Origin of the sequence: Aurantimonas sp. DM33-3 (assembly GCF_014334315.1) — a bacterium.
GTDB lineage: Bacteria > Pseudomonadota > Alphaproteobacteria > Rhizobiales > Rhizobiaceae > Aurantimonas > Aurantimonas coralicida.
The window spans coordinates 228,967-253,299 of record NZ_JACSGS010000002.1 but is presented as its reverse complement, the minus strand read 5'-3'; the positions used below and the strand labels follow the sequence as shown (position 1 = coordinate 253,299).

Below are 24,333 nucleotides of genomic sequence, written 5' to 3'. Positions count from 1 at the left end.
CGTTCAGGCATGGTGATCAATTGCGGTCGGCGGAAAGGCGGCCGAGCGAGATCGTCGGGAAGCGCAGCGGCCGGCCGGTCAGCGGCTGGATCGGCATGGTCAGCCGGGCCACGGGCGGCGGCACGGCGACCGTGCGCACGAAGGCCAGCGACGCCGCATCGCCCCGCATGGCGGCGGCCAGCACGCGTTCGGCGTCATCGGAACGTCCGCTCGCGGCAAGGCGCGTACGGACGGCGTCCAGTACGACATCGTCGTCCAGATCGGCGCGGCCGATAAGCCGGCCGGCATTGGTCTCCTGCATGGAGCGGCGGTCTTCCGTTGCAAAAACGGTCATGTCCTGTTCGTCCATTGATAGAGCCACGTCTCACTGACAATGCGCTGCAGCATCGAAAGTTTCACGCGAAGTTCAGCAGGCTGTGAATCGGTCTTCTCGAGTTCCAGGGCGACGCGCCAGCCGCCATTGGGCAGCCGCGCGATTCCTGAATGGATCAGCCGGGTGTTGTCCGGCACGTCGATCAGGGGCTCGATCTGGGCATCGGCGGGCAGCTTGGCAATGCTGCCGCCCTCGAAATTGATGGCGATGCGATGGGTCGAAAGGTCAGCATCCGCGGCGTTGCCGCCGACGCCGATGAAGGTGCCGGTGACCTTGGCCTGGTTGTCCTCGGGCTCGACGTCGAGGCCCCAGTGCATCCGGTAGCTGAACTCCATCGCGCCGCCGGCCTCGGCCTTGGCCTCGGGCACCCAGAAGGCGACGATGTTGTCGTTGGCTTCCGAATCCGTCGGGATCTCGACGAGCTCGACGGTGCCCTTGCCCCAGTCGCCCAGCGGCTCGATCATCAGCGACGGCCGCAGTTCGTACCGGGCCTCGATGTCCTCGTAATGGGAGAAGTCGCGGTCACGCTGCAGGAGGCCGAAGCCGCGCGGGCTGGTCTCCTGGAAATAGGACATCGCCAGGTTTTCGGGGTTCTTCAGCGGCCGCCACAGCTTCTCGCCATCGGCCCGGCGAATGCACAGGCCGTCGCTGTCATGGACCTCGGGACGGAAGTCGTCGCGGCCGAAGCGGTCGTTCTCGCCGAAAGTGTACATGGAGGTCAGCGGCGCGATGCCGATGCGGTTGACGTCGGTACGGAAGAACAGCCGGGTGGTCACGTCGATCGTGGTCTGCGGGCCCGGCGTGATCAGGAAGGAATAGGCGCCGGTGAGGCTCGGGCTGTCGAGCTCCGCCATCAGCCGGATGCGTGAATCGCCCGGCTTCGGCGCGTCGATGTAGAAGGCGCTGAAACGCGGGAATTCCTCGGTCTCGCTGGTCGCGGTGTTGATGGCGAGGCCGCGGGCCGACAGCCCGTAGCGGGTGCCGGTGCCCAGCGCGCGGAAATAGCTCGCGCCCAGGAAGGTCACCAGCTCGTCGAAATAGTCCGGCCGTTCGATCGGCGCGTGGATTCGGAAGCCGGCGACGCCGTCCAGCGGCAGGTCCTGGAATTTCGACGGATCCAGCGGCGGGCGGTATTCGAAATCCGAGGGCGCGAAATCGTGGCGATTGTAGACGCCGTTCTGCCCGACGAAGACCTTGGTTGTCTCCTTGAACACCCAGCCGGGATAGAAGGCCTGCAGGTGGAACTCCACCGGCTCGGCGCGCCACAGGGCGTGGTCCGGCCGGAAGCGGATCGCCCGGTGCTCGTCGTAATTGAGGTCGAGGATTTCCTGCGGCAGGTCGTTGGCCGGCGCGCTGTAGGATTCCCCGGCGCGCTGCTGCATGCGCGCGGCCAGTTCATCGAAGGTGAACGGCGCATCGGGCGCGCCGACGGTTGCCGGCTGTTGGGCCGGCGGCGTGGGAGCCTCCGTCTCCTGGGCAAAGCCGGGACGGGGCAGAAGCGCTGCGAGGGTGAGGGCCACACCTGTCTTCAGCGCGGTACGGCGGGACGCAAAACTCTTGTGATTCACGGGCTGCTTGTGAGTTTGAGAACAGACACGAAGGCGTGAGCATAGGCACAATTGCGGCGATTACATAGCCGCCGCGCACAGGCTTGTAGGCCCGGATGATGAACGCTTCCTGACGGGGGCAGGGCGTGTGTCAGCCGGCGGAAAAACGGTACAGGCTGTGATGGCGATAGGTTTCGCCCGGCCGCAGGATCGCCTGGGGAAACTCCGGCCGATTGGGCGAATCCGGCCAGCCCTGGGGCTCCAGCGCCAGGGCCGAGCGGCTGCCGATCGGTACCCTGCCATGGCCCATAATCGAGCCGTCCAGCTTGGCGCCGTCATAGACCTGCAGGCCGGGCTCTGTGGTGGAGAGCGTCAGCGTGATGCCGCTCGTCTCGCCCTCGAGCCGGGCGGCAAAACGCGGCTCCGGTGCCGGCGCATCGGCCAGGCAGAAATTGTGGTCGAGCGGATCGGGAGCCTCGCCCACCAGCCGGCCCTCGCCGAAGTCGAACGCCGTGCCCGCCACCGGTGCGATCGCCCCCGTCGGAAGCGCCGCCGCATCGATCGGCAAATAGCGATCCGCCGCCAGGGTCAGCCGGTGGCCGCGAATGTCGTCGCTGCCGTCGAGATCGAAGTAGAAATGCGTCGTCAGGTTCACCGGGGTCGGGCGATCGCTGGTCGCCGCGTAGCTCACCGACAGCGTCTGGTCCGGCAGGATCGCGAAGCGGGCGGTGATGTCGACGGTCCCGGGATAGCCCTCGTCGCCATCGGCCGACACGAGGCTCAGGGTCAGCGCGTCCGGGGCGCGCTCGACGATGGTCCAGATGCGCGTCGAGAAGCCCTTCGGACCGCCATGCAGATGATTGGGCGGGTCGTTGCGGGCAAGCTGGGAGCCTCGACCGTCGATGGTGAAGCGACCTTCGCCGATCCGGTTGGCGAAGCGGCCGATGGTGGCGCCGAGATATTCGCGGTTGCCGGCCGTGTAATGCTCGGGGTCGGCGGCGCCGACGACCAGCGAATGGGCAAATCCGTCGAGGTGAACGGCCCGGACTGCTGCACCGGCTGTCGCGATCTCGGCACTGAGGCCGCCGCCGGCAATCGTCACGAACTCGCTCATCGGCATTGTCCCCTCCGCTGCCGCAAGCCGGCGATCGCGGAATAGGCAGTGCCGGGGCGCGCGTCAATCGAGCGCCCGCGTGGCAGCCGCGCGCCTAGCGCAGGCGTCGCAGCTTCTGGGTGAGGATATCGCCGGTGCGCGTCAGGGAACTCTGCAGCACCTGCAGCTCGTCCTGCGTCAGGGACTGGGCAAGGTCGATCTCGAGCCGCTGCCAGACGTTTCGTACGGTCGCCTGCACCCGCTCGCCATCCGGGGTCAGCTGCACCATCGTGCGGCGCGCATCGGCACTGTTGGCCGAGCGGGCGACCAGCCCCTTCTCGATCAGCCGGTCCAGCATCTTGGACACCGTCGAGGGCCGCACCGAGAGCTGTTCGGCCAGCGCCGACACGCTGACCGGGGCAAGGGGATCGAGACGGTCGAGGAGCTGGTCCTGGCCGGGGTGCAGTCCGATATCGGCAAGAAGCAGGGCGAGAAAGGCCCGGGTGGACTTGGCGATCGACAGGAGCGACGGCACGATCACCGGCGTCATCATCGTCGAAGGATCGGTGTGGACCGATGCTGTTGTCTGTGTGTTCGTATCCATGATCCCGGTTAACCGTTAGCCGAGGGCCGGTCCTTAAACTGCTATATTCTTCGCACGAAAAAGACAGCCATACATAGTATCCGCAAGGCTGGCAGTTCGTGGCGCGCGACGGGCGGCCGGCACGGCCCGAACGTTGCTGACGCGGGGTCCGCGGTGTTTCTCGAACGAGAAATTCCGCGATCGGTTCCCGGTGAACAATGGTCTCGCCACGCCGAATCGGGCATCAGTCCACAACCGGAGCGCGTCGTCGGTCGACGTGCGGCAAAGAGGAGCGGGACGCATGCCCGACGTCAGGGTCATCTGCGCGATCGGCCGGAGCGGACAACTCGGCCTCGATGGCGGCATGCCGTGGGAGGGGCGTCCCGAACGCGTCTACACCGAGGATGTCGAGCGCTTTTTCGAGATCACCCGCGGTCATGTGCTGATCGCCGGGCCCAAGACCGTCGCGTCCTTCCCGGATTTCGCCCGCAAGGACCGCACCATCGTGGAAATCCGCTCGTCCGACGATCCGCAGGCGGTGCTCGAGAGTTTCGGCGAACGGGTTGTCTATATCGGCGGCGGCCCGGCGGTCTGGGACGTCTATGCGCGCTATGTGCGCCACTGGGACATCAACACGCTGCCCTATGACGGTGCGGCCGATACCTGGTTCGATCCGGCCTGGCTTCTGGCAGGCGGCACGACGCAGCGCTGAGGCGAGCGGCTCGGCTCAGCCGGGCAGCACCGCTCCGCGTTCGCGCGGATCGACCCCGCATTCCTCCGCGATGGCGGCGCAGAGCCCTTCCATCAGCGCCCGCAAGGGCGGGGCCGGCATGGCCGGCGCCGGCGCATCGAGGCTGGCCGGCGCGATCAGGCGCAGGCTGTTGGTCAGGACGATCTGACCCGCCGCGAGATCGGGGAGCGTCAGGGGCCTTTCGACCGCCAACAGACCGAAGGCACCGGCATTGTCGAGGATCCAGCCGCGCACGATGCCGTCGAGGACGCCGTCGTCGCGTGGCGGCGTGACGATCTCGGTCCCCGCCAGGACGAAGACATTCGCCAGCGCCGAACAGGCGGCGCGACCCGCCCCGTTGAGGAACAGCGCCTCGTCGGCGCCGGCCTGCCTTGCGGCATGGTTGGCGAGGACACTGTCGAGATAGGCCAGCGACTTCACCCGCGCCGTCGGCGAGGTCTCGTTGCGGCGGATCTCAGAGACCTGAAGCCGCAGCGGCGCGAACATCATCGCGGGGGCGAGCGGCGCCGCAGTGCCGATCAGCGTCGGCTGCGGATCGGCGGGAAAGGCGAGGCCGCGTGCGCCGGGGCCGCGGGTCAGCGTCAGGCGGATCGCCCCGTCGCCGCGTCGCTCGGCCAACGCCGTCATCGCCAGTTCCAGCGCCGCGCGGTCCGCCGGAATGGCAAGACTGGCCGCGGCGGCCATCAGCCGATCGAGATGGGCCTCCTGGCGAAACACCCTGCCGCCCAGAACCAGCGACGTGTCGAAGACCCCGTCGGCAAGGGTCAGGCCGCGGTCGTTCGCGGCAACGGCGCCGGGCGCCGCCGCAAAGCCGCCGTCAATCCAGATCTCGTCCACGCCAACGCTCCGCAAGGGACAGGAAATTCTCGAAGATACGCTCGCCGCGATCGGTCAAAACGGATTCGGGGTGGAACTGGATACCCCAGGTCGGGTGCGTGTGGTGCGACAGGGCCATGATCTCGCCCTCGTCCGAACGGGCGTCGATGGCGAGGTGATCGCGCATCGCCGGCGTTTCCTCGACGATCAGCGAATGATAGCGCCCGACCATTGTCGGTCGCGGCAATCCGTCGAAGAGGTTCGCCGCGTCATGGGCGATCCGCGAGGCACGGCCATGCATGGGCTTGAGGGCCCGGGTCACGGTGCCGCCAAAGGCCTCGCCGATGACCTGATGGCCGAGGCAGACGCCGAGGATCGGCACGCGGCCGGACAATTGCCGCACCAGGTCGAGCGAGATGCCGGCCTCGCGCGGCGAACAGGGACCCGGCGAGATGATCACGGCCGATGGTGCGAGCGCGTCGATCTCCTGCCATTTGACGGCATCGTTGCGCACGACCTCGATCGTGCCGCCCAGCCGTTCGAGATAGCGGGCGACGTTGAAGACGAAGCTGTCGTAATTGTCGACGACGAGGATCATCGCGAACCGTCCTTCGCACCATTCCTGTCGTCCGCATCGAAGGCCGCGAAGACGCGGGTCGCCTTGGTGAAGGTCTCCTCGTATTCGGCCGCCGGGTCCGACAGGACGGTGATGCCGCCGCCGGCCGACAGCCGCGCCGTGCCGGCCTCGAAGCTGACGGTGCGGATGGCGATGTTGAGGTCCATCGCCCCGTCGAAGCCGAGATAGCCGATGGCGCCGCAATAGGGGCCACGGGCGGTGTTCTCGATCTCGGTGATGATGTCCATGGCCCGGATCTTCGGCGCGCCGGTGATCGAGCCGCCCGGAAATGTCGCGGCGATGAGGTCGCCGGCGGTCCGGCCGGGCCGAAGTGTTCCGGTCACCACCGAGACGAGGTGATGGACCGAGGCGTAGCTTTCGAGGCCGCACAGCACCGGCACCTCCACGGCTTCGGCCGTGCAGACGCGGGAGATGTCGTTGCGCAGGAGATCGACGATCATGACGTTCTCGGCCCGGTCCTTCTCCGAGGCCAGCAGTGCCTCGGCCAGCGCGCGGTCTTCCTCCGGGTCGGCGGAGCGCTTCGCCGTGCCCTTGATCGGGCGGGTTTCCACCGTGTCGCCGTCGCGTTTCAGGAAGCGCTCCGGCGAGGAGGACGCGATGGCGAGGCCCTCATGCTCCAGATAGGCGCCGAAGGGCGCGGCATTGGTCCGGCGCAGCCGCAGATAGAGCGCGAAGGGGTCGAAGGCGTCGGGGAGCCTGGCGGTGAAGGTCTGGGCGACATTGGCCTGGTAGATGTCGCCGGCCAATATGTAGTCGCGCACCTTCTGGATCGCCGCGCGGTAGTCGTCGGCAAAGAAATTGGAGCGCCAGTCGAGGCCGCCCGGCCGTGCGCCTGTGCCAGGAGCCGGCGCCTCCGTTTCCAGCGCGGCCCGGAAGCGGGCGATACGCGCCCGGGCGGGGGCGTCGTCGCTTTCGCCGGCCCGGCGCACGCCGATCACGAAGGCGCGGTCGGCTTCGTGATCGAAGGCGAGAACCGTGTCGTAGAGATCGAAGCGCAGGCTGGGCTTTGCCGGATCGAGATCGGCCGGCGCGGCGAGCGTTTCCAGATGCCGGGCGAATTCGTAGCCGATGAAGCCGACGGCGCCGCCCTGAAAGGGCGGCAGATCGGGATGCGCTTCCTGGCGATGGGCGGCGAGGATGGCGTCGAGCGCCGCCAGCGGCGGGCCGTCGAGGCGGTGTCCATCGAGCATCGCACCTTCGGCGTCCACCGTGAAGGCGGCGAAGGGGGCGGCGGCGACATAGGAATAGCGCCCCAGCGTCGCGTGACGCATGGCGCTATCGAGAAACGCCAGGCCGCCGAGGGGCCTCAGCCGGGCCGCCGCGATCTGCGGCGCAAGGGGAGCGATCTCGTCATACACCATCCCCGGCAGATGCCCTGATCTCCGGGGCCCCGTCAAACCGGTTTCGCCGCCTCGGCCCGGCCGCCCTGTCGCAGCCCGTCCGACTTCGGACCGGCCACTGGCGCGGCGGCCCATCAGCGCCATCTATCCGGCCAGCTTGCCTCTGATTCGGAGATCCAGGATGCGATCCGCCCTTCTTCTGGTTGCCGTCCTTGCTGGCGTCGCCGGCTGCAACAGCACCGCCCCCTATCCCAACGGCTCGCCCATCGTCGGCGCGCGGGTGTCGGCCAACGAAAACCCCCGCGGTTCCGATGCCTTCTGCCGCCAGTATGCCCGCCAGACTGCCGGCAACAGCTACGAGAACCGCATCGACCGCGGGGAGGACGGGTTCGGCGTGCGCGCGCTGACCCGCCAGCGTGCGCTCGACCAGGGCGAGGCCGCCTATCGCCGCTGCCGGGCCGGCCGCACGGACTGACAACGGTCGCGCCGCCGTCCCGACGGAACGGCGTGTGGAAGGCCTTCCGCCGCGCCCCTTGTGCATCGGTCGTTCTTGCGGCATCGCTGCGAGGAACCAGTGGCGGGGACAGGCGATGGCGTCTACCAGTGATGGCAGGACAACCGATGCGGATGTCGCGATCGTCGGCGCGGGCATCGTCGGCATCACCGCCGCCTTCGCCCTGCAGGAGCGCGGGCAAAGCGTCGTCCTGATCGAGCGGGGCGAGGTCGCCCACGGCGCCAGTTTCGGCAATGCCGGGGCCTTCGCGTTCAGCGATGTCATGCCGCTGGCCTCGCCGGGCATCCTGCGCAAGGCACCGCGCTGGCTGCTCGATCCGCTGGGCCCGTTGAGCGTGCCGCCGGCCTACCTGCCGACCATTGCGCCGTGGCTGTTCCGGTTCTGGCGCGCCAGCCGGCCCGCCGCCTTCGCGACCAGCTTCGCCGCCCAGGTGGCGATGATGGAGCTGGCGAGCACCGAGACCCGCCGGCTGATCGCGGCGGCCGGGCTCGACGCGATGCTGCGCTCCGACGGGGCGCTGGAACTCTACGAAAGCCGCGCCGAGTTCGAGGCGTCGCTGGGGGCCTGGCAGGCGCGCGAGGCCGCCGGCATCGCCTGTCGCCATCTGGACACCGCCGGCATCGCGCAATTGCAGCCGGGCCTGTCGCCGCGCTTCACCCACGGGACCTTCGTGCCCGGATGGCAGTCGATCGCCGATCCCTATGATTATGCCAGGGCGCTGGCCGACCGCGTCATCGAACGGGGCGGGCGGATCGTCCGCGCCGAGGTGCGCGGCCTTGCGCCGGCCCGCGACACGGTGTGCTTGAAGCTGGCGGACGGGTCGGACCTCCAAGCACGACACGCAATCGTTGCGGGCGGCGCATGGTCGAAGCCGCTGGCGGCCGCCCTCGGCGACAGGCCGCCGCTGGAGACCGAGCGCGGCTACAACACCACCCTGCCGCCGGGCGCCTTCGACCTGAAGCGGCAACTGACCTTTCCCGGCCATGGCTTCGTGGTAAGCCGGCTGACATCCGGCATCCGGGTGGGCGGCGCCGTCGAGCTCGGCGGCCTGCACCGCCCGCCGGACTATCGTCGGTCGGCGACCATGCTGGAGAAGGCGAAGCGCTTCCTGCCCGCACTCGACACTACGGGTGGCCGGCAATGGATGGGGTTTCGACCGTCCATGCCGGACTCGCTTCCGGTCATCGGGCCCGCGTCCGCGACCGACCGCGTATTCTATGCCTTCGGCCACGGCCATCTCGGCCTGACCCAGTCGGCGGCGACGGCGCGCATTCTCGCCGATCTCGTCACCGGCACGCCGGCGCCGATCAACCTTGCGGCCTTCTCGCCGCGCCGCTTCGCCTGACCTGCCACCGGAGATCCTCATGGCACGCCACAGCTTCTTCTGCCTCGACGGTCACACCTGCGGAAATCCCGTCCGCCTCGTTGCCGGCGGCGGCCCATTCCTCGACGGGGCGACGATGATCGAGAAGCGGGCGCATTTCATGGCCGAATATGACTGGATCCGCACCGGGCTGATGTTCGAGCCGCGCGGCCACGACATGATGTCCGGCGCGATCCTCTACCCGCCGACCCGCGACGATTGCGACGTGGCCGTGCTCTATATCGAGACCTCCGGTTGCCTGCCCATGTGCGGCCACGGCACCATCGGCACGGTGACCATGGCGCTGGAGCACGGGCTCGTCCGGCCGAAGGAGCCCGGGATCCTGCGGCTCGACACGCCGGCCGGCGTGGTCACCTGCCGCCACCGCGAGGAGAACGGCTTCGTCGAGGAGGTCCGGCTGACCAATGTACCGGCCTTCCTGCACGCCGAAGGCATCGCGGTGGACTGCCCCGGTCTCGGCCCGCTGACGGTCGACATCGCTTATGGCGGGAATTTCTACGCCATCGTCGATCCGCAGCCGAATTTCCGCGACATGGCCGACTTCACCGCCTCCCAGCTTGTCGCCCTGTCCGGCCCTTTACGCGCGGCGCTGAACGACGCCCATGAGTTCGTGCACCCGGACACCCCGGCGATCCGCGGCCTGCGCCATGTCTTGTGGGCCGGCGAGCCGACGATGGAGGGCGCCACGGCCCGCAACGCGGTGTTCTACGGCGACAAGGCGATCGACCGCAGCCCCTGCGGCACCGGTACCTCGGCGCGCATGGCGCAGTGGGCGGCCAAGGGGCGCCTCGCGCCCGGCGACGATTTCGTCCACGAGAGCATCATCGGCTCGCTGTTCCACGGCCGGGTCGAGGCCGCGGCCGAGGTTGGCGGCAAGCCGGCGATCGTGCCGTCCATCGCCGGCTGGGCCCGGCTGACCGGCATCAACACGATCTTCATCGACGACCGCGACCCGTTCCGGCACGGTTTCCAGGTGCTGTAGGCTCAAGCGCCGCACGAGAAAGGCCGCCGGCGCGGATGCGCCGACGGCCCTGATATTGGCTCTGTCGCGGTGCTTACGCGGCGGCCTTGTTGATGCCACCGGTGGCGATCTGCGTCATCGTCTTGTCGCCGTGATAGGTGGCGTCCAGGCATTTCTGCAGCTTCTGGGCGTCATCCTTCAGGTCGAGACGCTTGGCGAAGGCTTCCAGGCAGCCATAGCCGGCGATCGCGTAATGGGCCATGCGCTGATACTGGGTGATGATCATCGCGTCGCGGGCGTCGGGATCGGTGATGTCCTCCTCGATGCCGTGCGAGCGGGCTTCCTTGACGAGGCCTTCCATGCCCTTGCAGAATTCGCCCGAGGGATCGGCGCCATGGGCGGTGATGATCTCCTTCAGCGTGGCGATGCCGTCCTCGATGCCGGCAACGCCGGCGTCCAGCGCGCTCTTCAGGTCGCCGTCGGTGGCGACGCCGGCGAGCTCGCGGGTGACCTTGGCGGACTGGTTGCAGGCGCTGTGAATGTCCTGCAGCTGGTCGATATAGATGTCCTTGAGATTGGCGAGAGCCATGATGCGTCCCTTCCGTCTTGATCCTGTGCGCCTTGGCGCTTCGGGACGGTAAAGGGCAAAGGACGGCCGGGTGTTCCATGATGGGAGCCGGCGCGGCACTTGGTCCCGGCTGCCCGGACACCCCGCGCGGCTTTGACCACTTTCGGCGATGCGGATGACGGGCTAGACGGTAAGTCTCCGATTTCCTTTCAAGAATAGTTGAAGCCGATCATGGACCAGGCGACCCGTTCCAGTTTCGACCTCCGCCTGCCGGCCTTCGTGACCATGATGCGCGAGAGCCAGCGGCTGCGCCTGGCGACGCTGGTGCGGCTGCGCTGGCTTTCCGTCGCCGGCCAGACCGCGGCCTGCGTCTTCGTGGCCTGGGGGCTGTGGTGGCCGTTTCCGATCGGCACCTGCCTTGCGCTGATCGCCGCCTCGGTGGCGCTGAACATCTATCTGTCGATCAGCTTCCCGGCGAGCCGGCGGCTGTCCTCGACGGCGGCGGCCGGCGTGCTGACCTTCGACATCCTGCAGCCGACGGGCCTCCTGTTCCTTACCGGCGGCATCGAGAACCCGTTCACGGTGTTCCTCGTGGTGCCCTCGATCATCGCCTCGGCGACGCAGCCGCCGCTGACGACCGTGGGGGTGGGGCTTCTGGCGGTGATCTGCACGACGGCGCTGGCCTTCTTCCACATGCCGGTGCCCTGGCCCCACGGCATGTCGCTGGAACTGCCGATCTCCTATGTCGGCGGCCTGTGGTTCGCGATCGTCACCACCCTCGTCTTCTCCTCGATCTACATCTACCGCGTGGCGGCGGAATCGCGGGCGCTCGCCGATGCGCTGAGCGCCACCGAACTCGTCCTGCAGCGCGAGCAGCACCTGTCGGCGCTCGACGGGCTGGCCGCCGCCGCCGCCCATGAGCTCGGCACCCCGCTCGCCACCATCGCCCTCGTCGCCAAGGAGATGGGTCGTTCGGTGCCGGCCGACGACCCGCAGCGCGAGGACGTGGATCTGCTGGTCGAGCAGTCGGAGCGCTGCCGCACGATCCTGCGCCAGCTCAGCTCCCTGTCCTCGTCCAGCGAGACCCATCTGGCGCGCCTGTCGGTGATGTCGCTGATCGACGAGGTGGCCGAGCCGCACCGCAATTTCGGCGTCGCGCTGAAGGTCGAGACGGTCGAGCGCGATGGCGCCGAGCCGGTCGCCCGCCGCAATGCCGGCATCGTCTACGGCCTCGGCAACATCGTCGAGAACGCGGTGGACTTTGCCGATGGCGAGGTGATCATCCGCGCCGGCTGGAGCGAGAGCCAGGTCTATATCGAGGTGCTGGACGACGGGCCGGGCTTTGCCCCGGAGATCCTTGATCGGATCGGAGACCCCTACATGTCGGACCGCGACTCGACGGAGCGCAACACCGGCGGCGGTCTCGGCCTCGGCGTGTTCATCGCCAAGACGCTGCTCGAACGCTCCGGCGCCTCGATCACCTTCGCCAACCGGGCAAGCCGCGGCCGCGTCGCCAACGGCGCCGTCGTGGTGATCTCCTGGCCGCGGGACGTCTTCCTGTCGAACCGGCCGGTGACCCGCGACTGACGCAGCGGCAGAGCCGAGGCGGCGCACGCCGGATGCGTACTTCGGTCGCATGCCGATTGCCGGTTCTGGCGGGTGCAAGCCGTTGAAGGCGTGTGCCCGGCGCTCCATTTCCCGGACAAAGGAAAGGAACGCCGATGTTGACCGAAACTGTAGGGGCTGCTCCTGAGCGGTCGTTTCTGCCGCAGGGTGACCGATCGCTGCTTCTGGTCGATGACGACCGCCCGTTCCTGCAGCGCATGAGCCGGGCGCTGGAGCAGCGCGGCTTCGATGTGGTGACCGCCGAGAGCGTCGAGGAAGGGCTTGCCGCCCTGAAACGCTCGGCACCGGCCTGCGCCGTCGTCGACATGCGGCTGGCCGACGGCAACGGGCTCGACGTGATCGAGGCGCTGCAGCGGGCCCGCGAGGATGCCCGGGTCGTGGTGTTGACCGGCTATGGCAACATCGCCACCGCCGTCACCGCCGTGAAGCTCGGCGCCATCGACTATCTCGCCAAGCCCGCCGATGCCGACGAAGTGATCGCCGCGCTCAGCCGCAAGGCGGGCGACCGCGCCGCGCCGCCGGAGAACCCGATGTCGGCCGACCGGGTCCGCTGGGAGCATATCCAGCGCGTCTATGAATTGTGCGACCGGAACGTCTCCGAGACCGCCCGCCGGCTGTCGATGCACCGCCGGACCCTGCAGCGGATCCTCGCCAAGCGCGCGCCGCGCTGAGCACGGCACCCAGCGGCGGCGGTCAGTCCGCCTCCGTCTCGCCCGCCATCCCGGTCATGAACGGATTGGCCGCCCATTCCGCCTGTACCAGGCGGTCGGCGGCCAGCCGCGCGAAACGCAGCGTCATCGCCTTGCGCGTCGCCGGCGCGATCCGGTCTTCCGGCGCCTCGCGCAGGATTTCCGCGCCGTAGCCATCCGACACGATCAGCCCGCAGCTTTCGGGAAAGATGTCCGCCGGCACGCCGGGATGGGTGGCGAAGAACAGCCGGTCGCAATGCTGCAGATAGTCCGGCCATTTCCGGTCCACCCGGAAATCCTCGATCGAGGTCTTGATCTCGATAATGGTGATCTCGCCCTTTTCCGACAGGCAGACGAGGTCGGCCCGGCGGCCGGACGCCAGCGCCATTTCCGGCAGCAGCGACACCTTGCGCGCCAGCATCAGGCGCTGCACGCCCCGGCGCACCATCATGGCACGCTCGGACTGGCGACCGTCGACCAGCGGGTCGACGCGGAAGGGGGATATGATCGGCATGATCGAGACCTAGCCGAGCCGCGACGCTTACGGCAAGCAAAAACGCGAACAAACCAGAAACGCGGCGGGACGTCGCAGCCACGCCCCGCGGTGCCGATACGCCGACGATACGAAGGCGTGGCTCAGCGGCCGGTGCGGTCCCCGGAGATCTCCTCGAGGATCGGGCAGTCCGGGCCGTCGTCGCCGTGGCAGCGCTCGCTGAGATCGGCGAGGGCGCGTTTCAATGATTGCAGCTCGGCGATCTTGCGGTCGATCTCGGCCATGCGGGAGCTGGCCATGGACTTCACGTCCTCGCTGCGCCGCCCCCCGTCTTCGTAGAGCGAAATCAGCCGCCGCGCTTCCTCGATGGTGAAGCCGAGCGAGCGCGAGCGCTGGAGGAACCGCAGGAGATGCACATCGCGATCGCCGTAATTGCGATAGCCGTTGATGGCCCGGGAGGGTTTGACCAGCCCGACTTCCTCGTAATAGCGGATCGTCTTGGGGGGGAGGCCGGACAGCCGGGCCGCCTCTCCGATGTTCATCAAAAAGCCCTCGTAGCTCAGGTTGCGAACGTCCCAGAGTGCGCCTGAGATGTCGCGGCGACCGCCGCCGTCAACTGTCACCAAGCGGCAACAAAGCCTTCGTTAACCAACGCCGTGCTTCCATCCCGTATTGCCTGACGGATGGACGCGGACTAACGAGGAGACGGCTACAGATGGTCGGCGCTCCTCCGGTGCGCGGTTCGTTCGGCGAACTGATCCCATCCCACCCCGAACATGGCATTTTCGATGACGAGCAAACGTTCCCTTCTCCTTGGTGCTGCGGTCCTTTCGCTGGCCGTGGCTGCCGGTTGCGCGAGCAACCAGCGCGCATCGTTGGCGCCGTCCGGGGTCTCCGCCTACACCGCACCGACCAACCTGCCGAACGAGGGCAGCCTCGGTGCCACCTCGGCGCTCGGCTATTCGGCCGTCGTCGATGACGGCTACGCGCTGCCGGCGATTCCGACCGAGAAGATCGATCCGCAGTATCTGCGCCAGCGCGTGTCCTTCCCGGAAGGCCGCGAATACGAGCTGGGCACGGTCGTGGTCGATACGCCGAACCGCTTCCTCTACGTGGTCGAAGCCGACGGCATGGCCATGCGCTACGGCATCGGTGTCGGCCGCGCTGGCTTCTCCTGGGCTGGCGACGCCAACATCCGCGCCAAGCGCTCCTGGCCGAAATGGTTTCCGCCGGCCGAGATGATCGACCGCAAGCCGGATCTCGAGCCCTATCGCGACGGCATGGAGCCCGGCCTGACCAACCCGCTCGGCGCCCGCGCGCTGTATCTCTACCAGAACGGCAAGGACACGCTGTTCCGCCTGCACGGCACGCCGGAATGGTGGACCATCGGCACGGCCGCCTCGTCGGGCTGCATCCGTCTGATGAACCAGGACATCATCGACCTGTACGACCGCGTTCCGATGGATGCGCGTGTCGTGGTCAAGCAGGGCAAGGAGCGCCTCGCCGCTCGCTGAGCAGAGGCGCTGTCTCCGGCGATCTGTCGCCGGACACCAGTTTACAGGGCGGGGGACCGCCAGGGCCGGATGCTTCGGGGGAGGCGTCCGGCCTTTTTTTGTCCTGCGCTATCGAACTGGATGATCGACCCGACGCGCCTCAGCGTGCGCTCGCTCTTGCGGCCTCGGTCTCCGGTTGGCGGCCTGCCGCGGCCAGCAGCAGTCCCAGGGTCACCGCGTTAAGCACATGCCAGAGGAAGTGTGTGCCGAGGGGCCAGTCCGCGCAGAGCGGGGCGTCGGCCATGCGCAGGCCGAGCGAGACGGCAAAGACCGTTCCGGCCGCAAGAATCGGGGGGCCTGCCCGGTGGCCGGTCGCGACCAGGTAACCGCCGATGCCGAGCATGGCGAGAAGCGCGGGCACGTAGCCCGCCGAGGATCCGACCATTCCTGCGAAGAGCGGCTCCGAGAGGATCGAGGCGCCCAGAAAGGCGGCGGTGCCGAGGCCCGCGGCCCAGCGGCCGAGGCCGACGAGGCGATGCAGCGCCAGGAAGAAATAGGCGTAGATGAACAGCGCGATCGGCAGGACGTCGGCAAGGCTCGACCAGCGGTTGGCGAAAGTGTGGAACAGGAACGAGCCGATGCCGATGATCGCGACGAGGCCGGCGAGCAGGCACACCGGCCGATCCCGTCCGCCGGTCCGCTGCCACAGCGCAAGGCCGGCTGCGGCCGCGACGAGGAAGGCGAGATTGGAGACCGCATTCAGTGGCTCGGCCCAGAAGCCGGCTCCCAGGCGCTCGCAATAGGCGTCGATTGGTTGCGTCCAGTCCATGGCCGCGCCGTCGCGTCAGGCCCTACTGTCCGGTGCGCCAGGGATCGTAGGTGCCGAAGTTCCAGAGTTGGCCCTCGGGATCGCGGCAGGCGAATTCCTTCGAGCCGTAGCTCTTCTCCTGCAGATCCACGACGATGGTCGCGCCGGCCGCCTGCACCGCCTCGTAGAGATGGTCGACATCCTTGACCACCAGGTAGGGGCTCTGGGACACGGGCGCGCCGGCCTTCGCCGTCGTCTGCAAGGCGCCGAACGCGTCGTCCCGGGCGTCGCCAACCATCACCATGCCGTCGCCGTGGACGAGTTCGGCATGCAGGATACTGCCGTCGGTATCCTCGTGGACGGCGTGGCGGCTGAAGCCGAGTGTATCGCAGAGCCAGGTGATCATCTTGCGGCAATTCTCGTAGCGAATGGTGGGAATGACGGTCGATGGCATCGCGGCTCCTCCCTTGCGACGAGGATAGCATCGTAATCGCGTTTCGCGATCCGGGTCATCAAAACTTCACACCCCTCGACGCGATGTCGCGGCCCGAGCGCCGGCGTCAAAGCCCAGGCCAGGCGAGCGTCGCGCCGGCGACCACCGCGTAGCGGGCGAACTTGCCGATCGCGACGAGGATCGTGAAGCGCAGGAGCGGCACCCGCAGCACGCCGGCGATCACCGTCAGCGCATCGCCGCCGAGCGGCCACCACGCAAGCAGCAGGGTCCAGACGCCGTAGCGGTTGAAGAACCCCGTGGCCCTGTCGAGATGGCGCGGCGGCACCGGAAACCATCGGCGGTCGGCATAGTGCAGAAGGAAGCGGCCGCAGACCCAGTTGACCACCGAGCCGAGCGTGTTGCCGACACCGGCGACGACGACAAGCAGCCAGGGCTCGCCGACGCCTTCAGCAAGCAGCGCGACCAGCACGATCTCCGAGGCGCCGGGCAGCAGCGTCGCGGCGAGGAAGGCACTCCAGAACAGGCCCGCGCAGGCGGCGAACAGCGTCATCGCAGGGCCGCCGGGCGGACCGAAAAACGCTCGCACCGGCCAATTTTCGCGCGCGGGAGATTGAACGCCGTTTCGCCAGTCACCATGTTGTGGATACTGCAGCGAGACATGTCGAAGCCCCCGCGGTGCCTCAGCGTCGCGGCCATTTTCGAAAGGAACGTGACTGCGATGACTTCGCGAGCTTTGATTCGTCCGGCATGGACGCCGGCCACGATTGCCCTGATGGTTGGCGGTTTCATGATCTTCTGGCCTCTCGGCCTGGCGATGCTGGCCTACATCCTCTGGGGTGACCGTTTGGACGGCTTCAAGCGGGACGTCAATGAGACGACGGACCGCCTGTTCGGCAGCCTGAAGCGCGCCGGCGGGGGCAGCCCCTTCAGCGCCCCGCGGACCGGCAATGTCGCCTTCGACGACTGGCGGGAGAAGGAACTTAACCGCCTCGACGAGGAGCGTCGCCGCCTGCACGAGGCCGAGGCCGAATTCGCCGCCTATGCGCGCGAACTGCGCCGGGCCAAGGACCAGCAGGAGTTCGACCGCTTCATGGCCGAGCGCGGCAAGCGCCGTGACGACGGCCCGGTGGTCGACGGCCAGCCGGCCTGACCGAAACGATGGCGCCCGGCCCGGCCGGGCGTCCACGAAAAAGGCGGCGGCGTCCCCCGGGCGTCGCCGTTTTTCATGTCGTGAGGGTGTAGACTGCGATTCGAACGGCGGCGTATCGCCGCCCATCCCTGTCCGGCTGCCGATGTCCTTCCTCTTTCCCCATGCCAAGCCGCGCGTCTCGGCGATCCCCGAACGGCTCGATCTCGCCGGCGGCCCGGTCGCCGTGACCATCCGGCGCAACCCCCGCGCCAAGCGCATGATCCTGCGGCTTGCCCCCGGCGCGTCCGGCGTGGTCGTGACCGCGCCGCGCCAGGTGTCGGGCCGGGCGATCGCCGAATTCCTGGAGCGTCATCGCGGCTGGGTCGAGGAACGTGTAGCCCGGGCGCCGGGGCAGGTGGTCGTCGCCGACGGCGCGACCATTCCGTTTCGCGGCGGCACGTTGCGGCTCGTGTCGGCGCCGGAGCGCCGGGCATCGCGCTTCGAGACGGTCGACGGGGAGGCGTGCCTGATGGTCGGCGGCGCGCCGGAACACTTCGTGCGCCGTGTCGTCGATACGCTGAAGCGCGAGGCGCGGCAGGATCTGCAGGCGGCGGTGGATCGCCATGCGGCGACCGTCGGCCTGCGTCCGCGTTCGATGGCGCTGAAGGACACCCGCAGCCGCTGGGGCTCCTGCACCATCGACCGGCGGCTGGCCTTTTCCTGGCGCATCGTCATGGCGCCGCCGGAGGTGCTCGACTATCTCGCCGCCCATGAGGTGGCGCATTTTCGCGAGATGAACCACGGCGCGTCGTTCTGGGCGCTCTGCCGCGAGCTTTGCCCGGGCATGGACCACGGCCGCGACTGGCTGAAGCGCCACGGGGCGGGCCTGCACGCCATCGATTGTTCCGGCGCCTGACCTGCGGCGCCGAGGCGTCCTTTACAGGCCGGGGCGAGAGGCGCGATAAGGGCGCCAAGAGTGCGATCCGACCTTCGGGAGTGCGGCTTTTGCGAGCCTTCGACGTCAAGATCTGCGGACTGTCCACACCCGAGACCCTCGCGGTGGCGCTGGAGCGTGGCGCAAGCCATGTCGGCTTCGTGCATTTCGCGAAAAGCCCGCGGCATATGGACGTGGGGCCGATGGCCGAGCTCGTCGCAAAGGTCGGCGGCCGCGCCGAGACCGTGATCGTCACCGTCGATCCCGACGATGCGCTGCTCGACCGTTTCGCCCGCGACGTGAAGCCGGACTGGCTGCAGCTGCATGGCCGCGAGACGCCGGAGCGGGTGCGCGACATCAAGGCGCGCACCGGGCTGAAGGTGATGAAGGCGCTGCCGATTTCTGCCGCCGAGGATCTCGCCGCGGTCGCGCCCTATGCCGGCGTCGCCGACCGTATCCTGCTCGATTCCAAGCGCCCCAAGGGCTCCAATCTGCCGGGCGGCAACGGCGTCTCCTTCGACTGGACGCTGCTTTCGGCCGCCGGGTCGGGCCTTGACCCGCAAATGGCCTATATGCTCTCCGGAGGGATCGACGCCGACAACGTCGCCGAGGCCGTCAGGATCGCCGATCCGTCCGGCATCGACGTGTCGTCCGGCGTCGAAAGCGCCCCCGGCGTCAAGGATGCCGGCCGCATGCACAGCTTCTTCGATGCGCTGGATCGCCTGGGCGAGCTGGCGAGAAAGGCACGAGTCTCGTGAACCAGCCGCTGACCCCGAATTCCTTCCGCGCCGGCCCCGACGAGGAAGGCCGCTTCGGCATCTTCGGCGGCCGCTTCGTCGCCGAAACGCTGATGCCGCTGATCCTCGATCTGCAGGAAGCGTGGGAGACGGCCCGCGTCGATCCGGCGTTCAAGGCCGAGCTCGACGGGCTGAACACCCATTACACCGGCCGGCCGTCACCGCTCTATTTTGCCGAGCGGCTGACCGAGAAGCTCGGCGGCGCCAAGATCTATTTCAAGCGCGACGAGCTGAATCACACCGGTTCGCACAAGATCAACAACTGCCTCGGCCAGATCCTGCTCGCCCGCAAGATGGGCAAGACCCGGATCATCGCCGAGACCGGCGCCGGCCAGCATGGCGTCGCGACCGCCACGGTCTGCGCCCGCTTCGGCCTGCCCTGCGTCATCTACATGGGCGCGACCGACGTCGAGCGGCAGTCGCCCAACGTCTTCCGCATGAAGCTGCTGGGTGCCGAGATCGTGCCGGTCACCGCCGGCCACGGCACGCTGAAGGACGCCATGAACGAGGCGCTCCGCGACTGGGTGACGAATGTCGATTCCACCTATTACCTGATCGGCACCGCCGCCGGCCCGCATCCCTATCCGGAGCTGGTGCGCGAGTTCCAGTCGGTGATCGGCAAGGAGACCCGCGAGCAGATGATGGCCGCCGAAGGGCGCCTGCCGGACATGCTGGTGGCGGCCGTCGGCGGCGGCTCCAACGCCATCGGCCTGTTCCATCCCTTCCTCGACGACAAGGATGTCGCCATCGTCGGCGTCGAGGCGGGCGGCAAGGGCCTTGAGGGCGAGGAGCATTGTGCTTCGCTGACCGCAGGCTCCCCTGGCGTTCTCCACGGCAACCGCACCTATCTGCTCCAGGACGACGACGGCCAGATCAAGGAAGGCCATTCGATCTCGGCCGGCCTCGACTATCCGGGCATCGGGCCGGAGCATTCCTGGCTGAAGGATTCCGGCCGGGTGGAATATGTGCCGATCATGGATACCGAAGCGCTCGAGGCCTTCCAGCTCCTGACCCGCACCGAGGGCATCATCCCGGCGCTGGAGCCGGCCCATGCGCTGGCCGAAGTGGTCAAGCGCGCCCCGACCATGGGCAAGGACCAGATCATCGTGATGAATCTTTGCGGACGCGGCGACAAGGACGTCTTCACCGCCGCCAAACATCTCGGGGTCGATCTCTAGACTGCCGGACGGGCCGCCGCGATGGGCGGCCCGGAAAGCGGAATGTCCGAAAAACCAAGCTGACAACGCTGGAGAAGCCAGCGAGCGAAGCGAGCCTGCATGACCGACATCGTCGAAATCCACGTCACCTGTCCCTCGCTGGAAGACGCGCGGGAACTGTCGCATGTCCTGATCGACGGCCGCTTCGCGGCCTGCGTCAATATCGGCAAGGAAGTCGACAGCCGCTATGTCTGGCAGGGCAGCAAGGAGCGCCACGACGAGTGGCCGCTGACGATCAAGACCACGGCGGACCGGTTCGACGCCTGCGCGGCGGCGATCCGCGAACACCATCCCTATGACACGCCCGCGATCTTCGGCTTCAAGGTTGATCACGTGGACGCGGCGACCGCAGATTGGGTCGCCGAGGTGACGAAAGCCTGACATGACGACACGCATCGAAGACCGGTTCCGCGCGCTGAAGGAAGAGGGTCGTCCGGCCTTCGTGACCTTCGTCATGGCCGGCGATCCCGACCACGAGACGGCGCTGGAGATCGCCCGGGCGCTGCCGGCGGCCGGCGCCGACATCATCGAACTCGGCATGCCCTTCTCCGATCCCATGGCCGACGGGCCGGCGATCCAGAAGGCCGGTCTGCGGGCGCTGCAGGCGGGCGCCAGCCTGAAGAAGACCCTGGCGCTGGTCCGCGCCTTCCGCGAGGGCGACCAGACGACGCCGATCGTGCTGATGGGCTATTTCAACCCGATCTACATCTACGGCGTCGATGCCTTCGTCGCCGATGCGCTGGAGGCCGGCGTCGACGGGCTGATCGTCGTCGATCTGCCGCCGGAGATGGATGACGAGCTCTGCCTGCCGGCCCTCGCTAAGGGGCTGAACTTCATCCGCCTCGCCACCCCGACGACTGACGACAAGCGCCTGCCGGCGGTGCTGAAGAACACCTCCGGCTTCGTCTATTACGTCTCGATCACCGGCATCACCGGCTCGGCCGCTCCCGATGCAGACAAGGTCGCCGCCGCCGTCGGCCGCATCAAGAAGCACACCGACCTGCCGGTCTGCGTCGGCTTCGGCGTGACCTCCGCCGACCAGGCTCGCGAGATTGGCAAGGGCGCCGACGGCGTCGTCGTCGGCTCGGCGATCGTCAAGGCGATCGAGCAGTCGCTGGAGAACGGCCGCGCCACCGACCGCACGGTGAGCGACGTGCGCGACCTCGTCGGCGAGATCGCCGGCGGCGTGCGTGCCGCCCATCTTGCCAAGTCCTGAGCGGGCGACCATGTCCGGGGCGTGACGCGTCCCGTCGACGGGGATGCGTGACCGCCTAATTCCTGCGGCAGCGATTGCGCTGCCGCCCCTCGCCGGCACCGGCTGCCGGACCGATTTTGCCACGGGACAAGTGCCTTGAACTGGATCACCAACTACGTTCGCCCGAAGATCTCGAGCCTCCTCGCCACGCGCGAAGTGCCCGAAAACCTCTGGATCAAATGTCCCGAGACCGGCGAGATGGTCTTCCACAAGGACCTGGAAGCCAATCAGTGGGTGGTGCCGTCCTCGGGCTTCCACATGCGCATCCGGGCCCGCGACCGGCTGAAGGCGTTCTTCGACGACGGCGCCTTCGAGACGATCGAACTGCCGAAGGTCGCGGTCGACCCGCTGAAGTTCCGCGACTCCAAGCGCTATGTCGACCGGCTGAAGGAATACAAGGCGAAGGCCGAGATGGACGATGCCGTGCTGGCGGCGCGCGGCAGCCTCGAGGGCGTGCCGGTGATGGCCATCGTCCAGGACTTCGCCTTCATGGGCGGCTCGCTCGGCATGGCCGCCGGCGAGGCGATCATCAAGGGCTTCGAGACCGCCATCGCCGAGCGGCGCCCGGTGGTGCTGTTCGCCGCCTCCGGCGGCGCGCGCATGCAGGAGGGCATCCTGTCGCTGATGCAGCTGCCGCGCACGACGGTGGCGGTTGAGATGCTCAAGGAGGCGGGGCTTCCCTACATGGTCGTCCTGACCAATCCGACGGCCGGTGGCGTGTCGGCTTCCTATGCGATGCTGGGCGACGTTCACATTGCCGAGCCGGGCGCGGTGATCGGCTTTGCCGGCGCCCGCGTCATCGAGCAGACGATCCGCGAGAAACTGCCCGAGGGGTTCCAGCGCGCCGAGTATCTGATGGCCCACGGCATGGTCGACATGGTCGTGCATCGCCACGAATTGCGCCCGACCATCGCCAATCTGCTGAAGCTGCTGACCCGGCAGCCGGCCGAGGCCGTCGAGGAGGAAGCGATCGTGGCCGAGCCCGTCGAGGCCATGGGGTCCGAGCCAGTCCAGGCGCCGGAATCGCAGGCCGCGGGCTGAGCGACCTTTTTGCATCGCTCCCCGCACTGGCGTAATTCTTTCCGATGACAACGACCTCGCTGGCCGCCGCCGAAATCGACGCCCTGATGCTGAAGCATCCGAAGGGCTTCGACCTGTCGCTCGACCGCATCCGCCGGCTTCTGACCGAACTCGGTGAGCCGCAGCGCAAGCTGCCGCCGCAGATCCACATCGCCGGCACCAACGGCAAGGGCTCCGTCACGGCGTTCTGCCGGGCCATTCTGGAGGCCGACGGGCAGGCGGTGCACGCCCACACCTCGCCGCATCTCGTCAACTGGCACGAGCGCTACCGCATCGGCCGCAAGGGCGAGCCCGGGGCACTGGTCGACGACGCGATGCTGGCCGAGGCCGTGGCCCGCGCGGCGAAGGCCAATGCCGGTGCGCCGATCACCGTGTTCGAGATCCTCACCGCGGTGACATTCCTGCTGTTTTCGGAAAATCCCGCCGACGCAGTGCTTCTGGAAGTCGGTCTCGGCGGCCGCTTCGACGCCACCAACGTCATCGAGAAGCCGGCCGTCACGGTCATCACCGCGATCTCGCTCGATCATCAGTCCTATCTCGGCGACCGCGTCGAACTGATCGCGGCGGAGAAGGGCGGCATCATCAAGCGCGGCGTGCCGGTGGTGCTGGGCCAGCAGAACGAGTCGATCGCGCTGGAAGTGCTGACCTCCATGGCCGACCGCGCCGGGGCGCCGCTGCTCGTCTACGGCCAGGACTTCTTCGCCTATGAGGAACACGGACGGCTGGTCTATCAGGACGAATCCGGCCTGCTCGACCTGCCGATGCCACGACTGCCGGGACGCCATCAGCTGACCAATGCCGCGACCGCCATCGCCGCGTTGCGCCATGGCGGTTTCGCACCGGCCGACAAGGCGATCGAGGCGGGGCTTTCCCATGTCGAATGGCCGGGACGGATGCAGCAGATCGCCTCGGGTCCGCTCTACCGGGCGGCCTTTCCGGGCTCGGAGCTGTGGCTCGACGGCGGCCACAATCCCGGTGCGGGGGCGGCTATCGCCGAGACGCTGGCCGATCTGGAGGAGCGGGTCTCGCGGCCGCTGTTCCTGATCGTCGGGATGATCAACACCAAGGATCCGACCGGCTTCTTCGCGTCCTTCGCCGGCATCGCGCGGCATGTCTTCACCGTGCCCGTCGGCTCGTCGGATGCGGGTATCGACCCCGACGATCTGGCCGAGGCGGCGATCGACGCCGGCCTCGACGCCGAGCCCTGCGACAGTGTCGAGGAGGCGATCCGGCTGGTCTCCAGCAGCTGGGACGACAGCCGCGCGCCGCGCTTCCTGATCTGCGGTTCGCTCTATCTGGTCGGCGACGTGCTCTCCAGCAGCGGTCTCGCCCCGCGTTGAACTCCCGCGTGCGCTGAGCCCATCACACGAAAAAAGGCCCGGGCGATCGACCCGGGCCTTTTTCAATTCACTGCGATGGCGCTGGACGCTGAGCCGTTCAGGCGGCGCCCTTGTTGATCCAGTCGACGAGCTTCGACTTGGACTGCGCGCCGACCATCGTGTCGGCATGCTCGCCATTCTTGAAGATCATCAGCGTCGGGATCGAACGCACGCCGAACTGGGCGGCGATGTCCGGGTTCTCGTCGATGTTCACCTTGGCGATTCGGACATTGTCCATCTCGTTGGAGATTTCCTCGAGGCTCGGCGCGATCATCTTGCAGGGCCCGCACCACTCGGCCCAGAAATCGACGACGACGGGCTTGTCGCTGCCGAGGACGTCGGTCTGGAAATTGCTGGTGTCGATCTTTGTCGTGGCCATGGTCGGCTCCTAAATCCTGTTCGTCTCGTTACG

Annotated in this window: 30 protein-coding genes; 15 read left to right on the top strand and 15 right to left on the bottom strand. The window is 68.0% G+C overall.

Annotated elements, in window-relative coordinates; translation table 11 throughout:
• Positions 1-16 precede the first annotated feature (16 nt).
• The 4 genes from H9Q09_RS03965 to H9Q09_RS03950 form a co-directional block, all read right to left on the bottom strand.
• Positions 17-334: a hypothetical protein gene (locus tag H9Q09_RS03965; protein ID WP_187389965.1), complete on the bottom strand. Its 318-nt coding sequence runs from the start codon at positions 332-334 to the stop codon at positions 17-19.
• The gene (locus H9Q09_RS03960) at positions 331-1,893 is read right to left on the bottom strand and encodes a glucan biosynthesis protein G (protein WP_348646271.1); all 1,563 of its coding nucleotides are present in this window, start codon (positions 1,891-1,893) and stop codon (positions 331-333) included. Before H9Q09_RS03960 ends, H9Q09_RS03965 begins: the two co-directional genes overlap by 4 nt.
• Positions 1,894-2,071: 178 nt before the next feature.
• A complete protein-coding gene (locus H9Q09_RS03955; protein ID WP_187389963.1) occupies positions 2,072-3,034 on the bottom strand; it encodes an aldose epimerase family protein in 963 nt (320 codons plus the stop codon).
• A 94-nt stretch (positions 3,035-3,128) separates the two neighbouring features.
• On the bottom strand, positions 3,129-3,617 hold the full coding sequence (locus H9Q09_RS03950; protein WP_029702777.1) for a MarR family winged helix-turn-helix transcriptional regulator: 489 nt from the start codon (positions 3,615-3,617) through the stop codon (positions 3,129-3,131).
• 280 nt (positions 3,618-3,897) lie between these two features.
• On the opposite strand from H9Q09_RS03950, the gene H9Q09_RS03945 reads away from it, so the two are divergent.
• On the top strand, positions 3,898-4,308 hold the full coding sequence (locus H9Q09_RS03945) for a dihydrofolate reductase (protein ID WP_187389962.1): 411 nt from the start codon (positions 3,898-3,900) through the stop codon (positions 4,306-4,308).
• 15 nt (positions 4,309-4,323) lie between these two features.
• On the opposite strand, the gene H9Q09_RS03940 is transcribed toward H9Q09_RS03945, so the two are convergent.
• Genes H9Q09_RS03940 through pabB form a run of 3 tightly spaced genes read right to left on the bottom strand, consistent with a single transcriptional unit; the run spans position 4,324 to position 7,161 of the window.
• Entirely contained in the window at positions 4,324-5,184 is an 861-nt protein-coding gene (locus H9Q09_RS03940; protein WP_348646270.1) for an aminotransferase class IV, read from the bottom strand.
• Positions 5,165-5,761 (bottom strand): aminodeoxychorismate/anthranilate synthase component II, encoded by a 597-nt coding sequence (locus H9Q09_RS03935; RefSeq protein WP_187389961.1) that lies wholly within the window; start codon positions 5,759-5,761, stop codon positions 5,165-5,167. The genes H9Q09_RS03940 and H9Q09_RS03935 overlap by 20 nt, the downstream gene beginning before the upstream one ends.
• Complete coding sequence (gene pabB, locus H9Q09_RS03930) at positions 5,758-7,161, bottom strand: aminodeoxychorismate synthase component I (protein ID WP_187389960.1); 1,404 nt, start codon at positions 7,159-7,161, stop codon at positions 5,758-5,760. Before pabB ends, H9Q09_RS03935 begins: the two co-directional genes overlap by 4 nt.
• A gap of 160 nt (positions 7,162-7,321) precedes the next feature.
• Between pabB and H9Q09_RS03925 the strand changes: the two genes are divergently transcribed.
• From H9Q09_RS03925 to H9Q09_RS03915, 3 genes are all read left to right on the top strand, one after another.
• On the top strand, positions 7,322-7,615 hold the full coding sequence (locus tag H9Q09_RS03925) for a hypothetical protein (protein ID WP_187389959.1): 294 nt from the start codon (positions 7,322-7,324) through the stop codon (positions 7,613-7,615).
• A gap of 115 nt (positions 7,616-7,730) precedes the next feature.
• Complete coding sequence (locus H9Q09_RS03920; RefSeq protein WP_187389958.1) at positions 7,731-8,999, top strand: FAD-binding oxidoreductase; 1,269 nt, start codon at positions 7,731-7,733, stop codon at positions 8,997-8,999.
• A gap of 19 nt (positions 9,000-9,018) precedes the next feature.
• On the top strand, positions 9,019-10,020 hold the full coding sequence (locus H9Q09_RS03915; RefSeq protein ID WP_187389957.1) for a 4-hydroxyproline epimerase: 1,002 nt from the start codon (positions 9,019-9,021) through the stop codon (positions 10,018-10,020).
• 73 nt (positions 10,021-10,093) lie between these two features.
• Here H9Q09_RS03915 and H9Q09_RS03910 read toward each other — a convergent pair whose 3' ends face one another.
• Positions 10,094-10,588, bottom strand: coding sequence for a DUF892 family protein (locus tag H9Q09_RS03910; protein WP_024349445.1), 495 nt, complete (start codon positions 10,586-10,588; stop codon positions 10,094-10,096).
• Between the two features lie 210 nt (positions 10,589-10,798).
• Between H9Q09_RS03910 and H9Q09_RS03905 the strand changes: the two genes are divergently transcribed.
• On the top strand, positions 10,799-12,154 hold the full coding sequence (locus H9Q09_RS03905) for an ActS/PrrB/RegB family redox-sensitive histidine kinase (protein ID WP_187390144.1): 1,356 nt from the start codon (positions 10,799-10,801) through the stop codon (positions 12,152-12,154).
• Positions 12,155-12,288: 134 nt separating this feature from the next.
• Positions 12,289-12,864 (top strand): ActR/PrrA/RegA family redox response regulator transcription factor, encoded by a 576-nt coding sequence (locus H9Q09_RS03900; RefSeq protein WP_187389956.1) that lies wholly within the window; start codon positions 12,289-12,291, stop codon positions 12,862-12,864.
• Between the two features lie 22 nt (positions 12,865-12,886).
• Here the strand turns inward: H9Q09_RS03900 and H9Q09_RS03895 are convergent, their stop codons facing one another.
• A complete protein-coding gene (locus tag H9Q09_RS03895; protein WP_187389955.1) occupies positions 12,887-13,396 on the bottom strand; it encodes an MmcB family DNA repair protein in 510 nt (169 codons plus the stop codon).
• A 122-nt stretch (positions 13,397-13,518) separates the two neighbouring features.
• Positions 13,519-13,917: a Cu(I)-responsive transcriptional regulator gene (gene cueR, locus H9Q09_RS03890; RefSeq protein ID WP_187390143.1), complete on the bottom strand. Its 399-nt coding sequence runs from the start codon at positions 13,915-13,917 to the stop codon at positions 13,519-13,521.
• A 234-nt stretch (positions 13,918-14,151) separates the two neighbouring features.
• Here cueR and H9Q09_RS03885 point away from each other — a divergent pair, with 234 nt between their 5' ends.
• Complete coding sequence (locus H9Q09_RS03885) at positions 14,152-14,889, top strand: L,D-transpeptidase (protein WP_187389954.1); 738 nt, start codon at positions 14,152-14,154, stop codon at positions 14,887-14,889.
• A gap of 139 nt (positions 14,890-15,028) precedes the next feature.
• Here the strand turns inward: H9Q09_RS03885 and H9Q09_RS03880 are convergent, their stop codons facing one another.
• From H9Q09_RS03880 to H9Q09_RS03865, 4 genes are all read right to left on the bottom strand, one after another.
• On the bottom strand, positions 15,029-15,697 hold the full coding sequence (locus H9Q09_RS03880) for a ceramidase domain-containing protein (protein ID WP_187389953.1): 669 nt from the start codon (positions 15,695-15,697) through the stop codon (positions 15,029-15,031).
• Positions 15,698-15,719: 22 nt separating this feature from the next.
• Positions 15,720-16,130, bottom strand: coding sequence for a VOC family protein (locus tag H9Q09_RS03875; RefSeq protein ID WP_024349451.1), 411 nt, complete (start codon positions 16,128-16,130; stop codon positions 15,720-15,722).
• A 106-nt stretch (positions 16,131-16,236) separates the two neighbouring features.
• On the bottom strand, positions 16,237-16,680 hold the full coding sequence (locus H9Q09_RS03870) for a YqaA family protein (protein ID WP_187389952.1): 444 nt from the start codon (positions 16,678-16,680) through the stop codon (positions 16,237-16,239).
• Positions 16,677-16,919 carry a hypothetical protein gene (locus H9Q09_RS03865; protein WP_187390159.1) on the bottom strand — a complete coding sequence of 81 codons (243 nt, stop codon included), beginning with the start codon at positions 16,917-16,919 and terminating at the stop codon, positions 16,677-16,679. Before H9Q09_RS03865 ends, H9Q09_RS03870 begins: the two co-directional genes overlap by 4 nt.
• Here H9Q09_RS03865 and H9Q09_RS03860 point away from each other — a divergent pair.
• The 8 genes from H9Q09_RS03860 (at position 16,849) to H9Q09_RS03825 (ending at position 23,882) form a co-directional block, all read left to right on the top strand.
• Positions 16,849-17,280, top strand: coding sequence for a DUF2852 domain-containing protein (locus H9Q09_RS03860; RefSeq protein WP_187389951.1), 432 nt, complete (start codon positions 16,849-16,851; stop codon positions 17,278-17,280). The genes H9Q09_RS03865 and H9Q09_RS03860 overlap by 71 nt on opposite strands.
• A 142-nt stretch (positions 17,281-17,422) precedes the next feature.
• The gene (locus H9Q09_RS03855; protein WP_187389950.1) at positions 17,423-18,175 is read left to right on the top strand and encodes a SprT family zinc-dependent metalloprotease; all 753 of its coding nucleotides are present in this window, start codon (positions 17,423-17,425) and stop codon (positions 18,173-18,175) included.
• An 89-nt stretch (positions 18,176-18,264) separates the two neighbouring features.
• A complete protein-coding gene (locus H9Q09_RS03850; RefSeq protein WP_187389949.1) occupies positions 18,265-18,951 on the top strand; it encodes a phosphoribosylanthranilate isomerase in 687 nt (228 codons plus the stop codon).
• Complete coding sequence (trpB, locus tag H9Q09_RS03845) at positions 18,948-20,168, top strand: tryptophan synthase subunit beta (protein ID WP_187389948.1); 1,221 nt, start codon at positions 18,948-18,950, stop codon at positions 20,166-20,168. The genes H9Q09_RS03850 and trpB overlap by 4 nt, the downstream gene beginning before the upstream one ends.
• Before the next feature lie 99 nt (positions 20,169-20,267).
• The gene (gene cutA / locus H9Q09_RS03840) at positions 20,268-20,588 is read left to right on the top strand and encodes a divalent-cation tolerance protein CutA (protein WP_187389947.1); all 321 of its coding nucleotides are present in this window, start codon (positions 20,268-20,270) and stop codon (positions 20,586-20,588) included.
• A gap of 1 nt (position 20,589) precedes the next feature.
• The gene (gene trpA, locus H9Q09_RS03835) at positions 20,590-21,423 is read left to right on the top strand and encodes a tryptophan synthase subunit alpha (RefSeq protein ID WP_187389946.1); all 834 of its coding nucleotides are present in this window, start codon (positions 20,590-20,592) and stop codon (positions 21,421-21,423) included.
• Positions 21,424-21,558: 135 nt separating this feature from the next.
• Positions 21,559-22,503, top strand: coding sequence for an acetyl-CoA carboxylase, carboxyltransferase subunit beta (accD, locus tag H9Q09_RS03830; protein ID WP_187389945.1), 945 nt, complete (start codon positions 21,559-21,561; stop codon positions 22,501-22,503).
• A gap of 44 nt (positions 22,504-22,547) precedes the next feature.
• Positions 22,548-23,882, top strand: a complete 1,335-nt coding sequence (locus H9Q09_RS03825; protein ID WP_187389944.1) for a folylpolyglutamate synthase/dihydrofolate synthase family protein — start codon at positions 22,548-22,550, stop codon at positions 23,880-23,882.
• Positions 23,883-23,979: 97 nt separating this feature from the next.
• Here H9Q09_RS03825 and trxA read toward each other — a convergent pair whose 3' ends face one another.
• Entirely contained in the window at positions 23,980-24,300 is a 321-nt protein-coding gene (gene trxA, locus H9Q09_RS03820) for a thioredoxin (RefSeq protein WP_009211089.1), read from the bottom strand.
• Between the last annotated feature and the right edge of the window lie 33 nt (positions 24,301-24,333).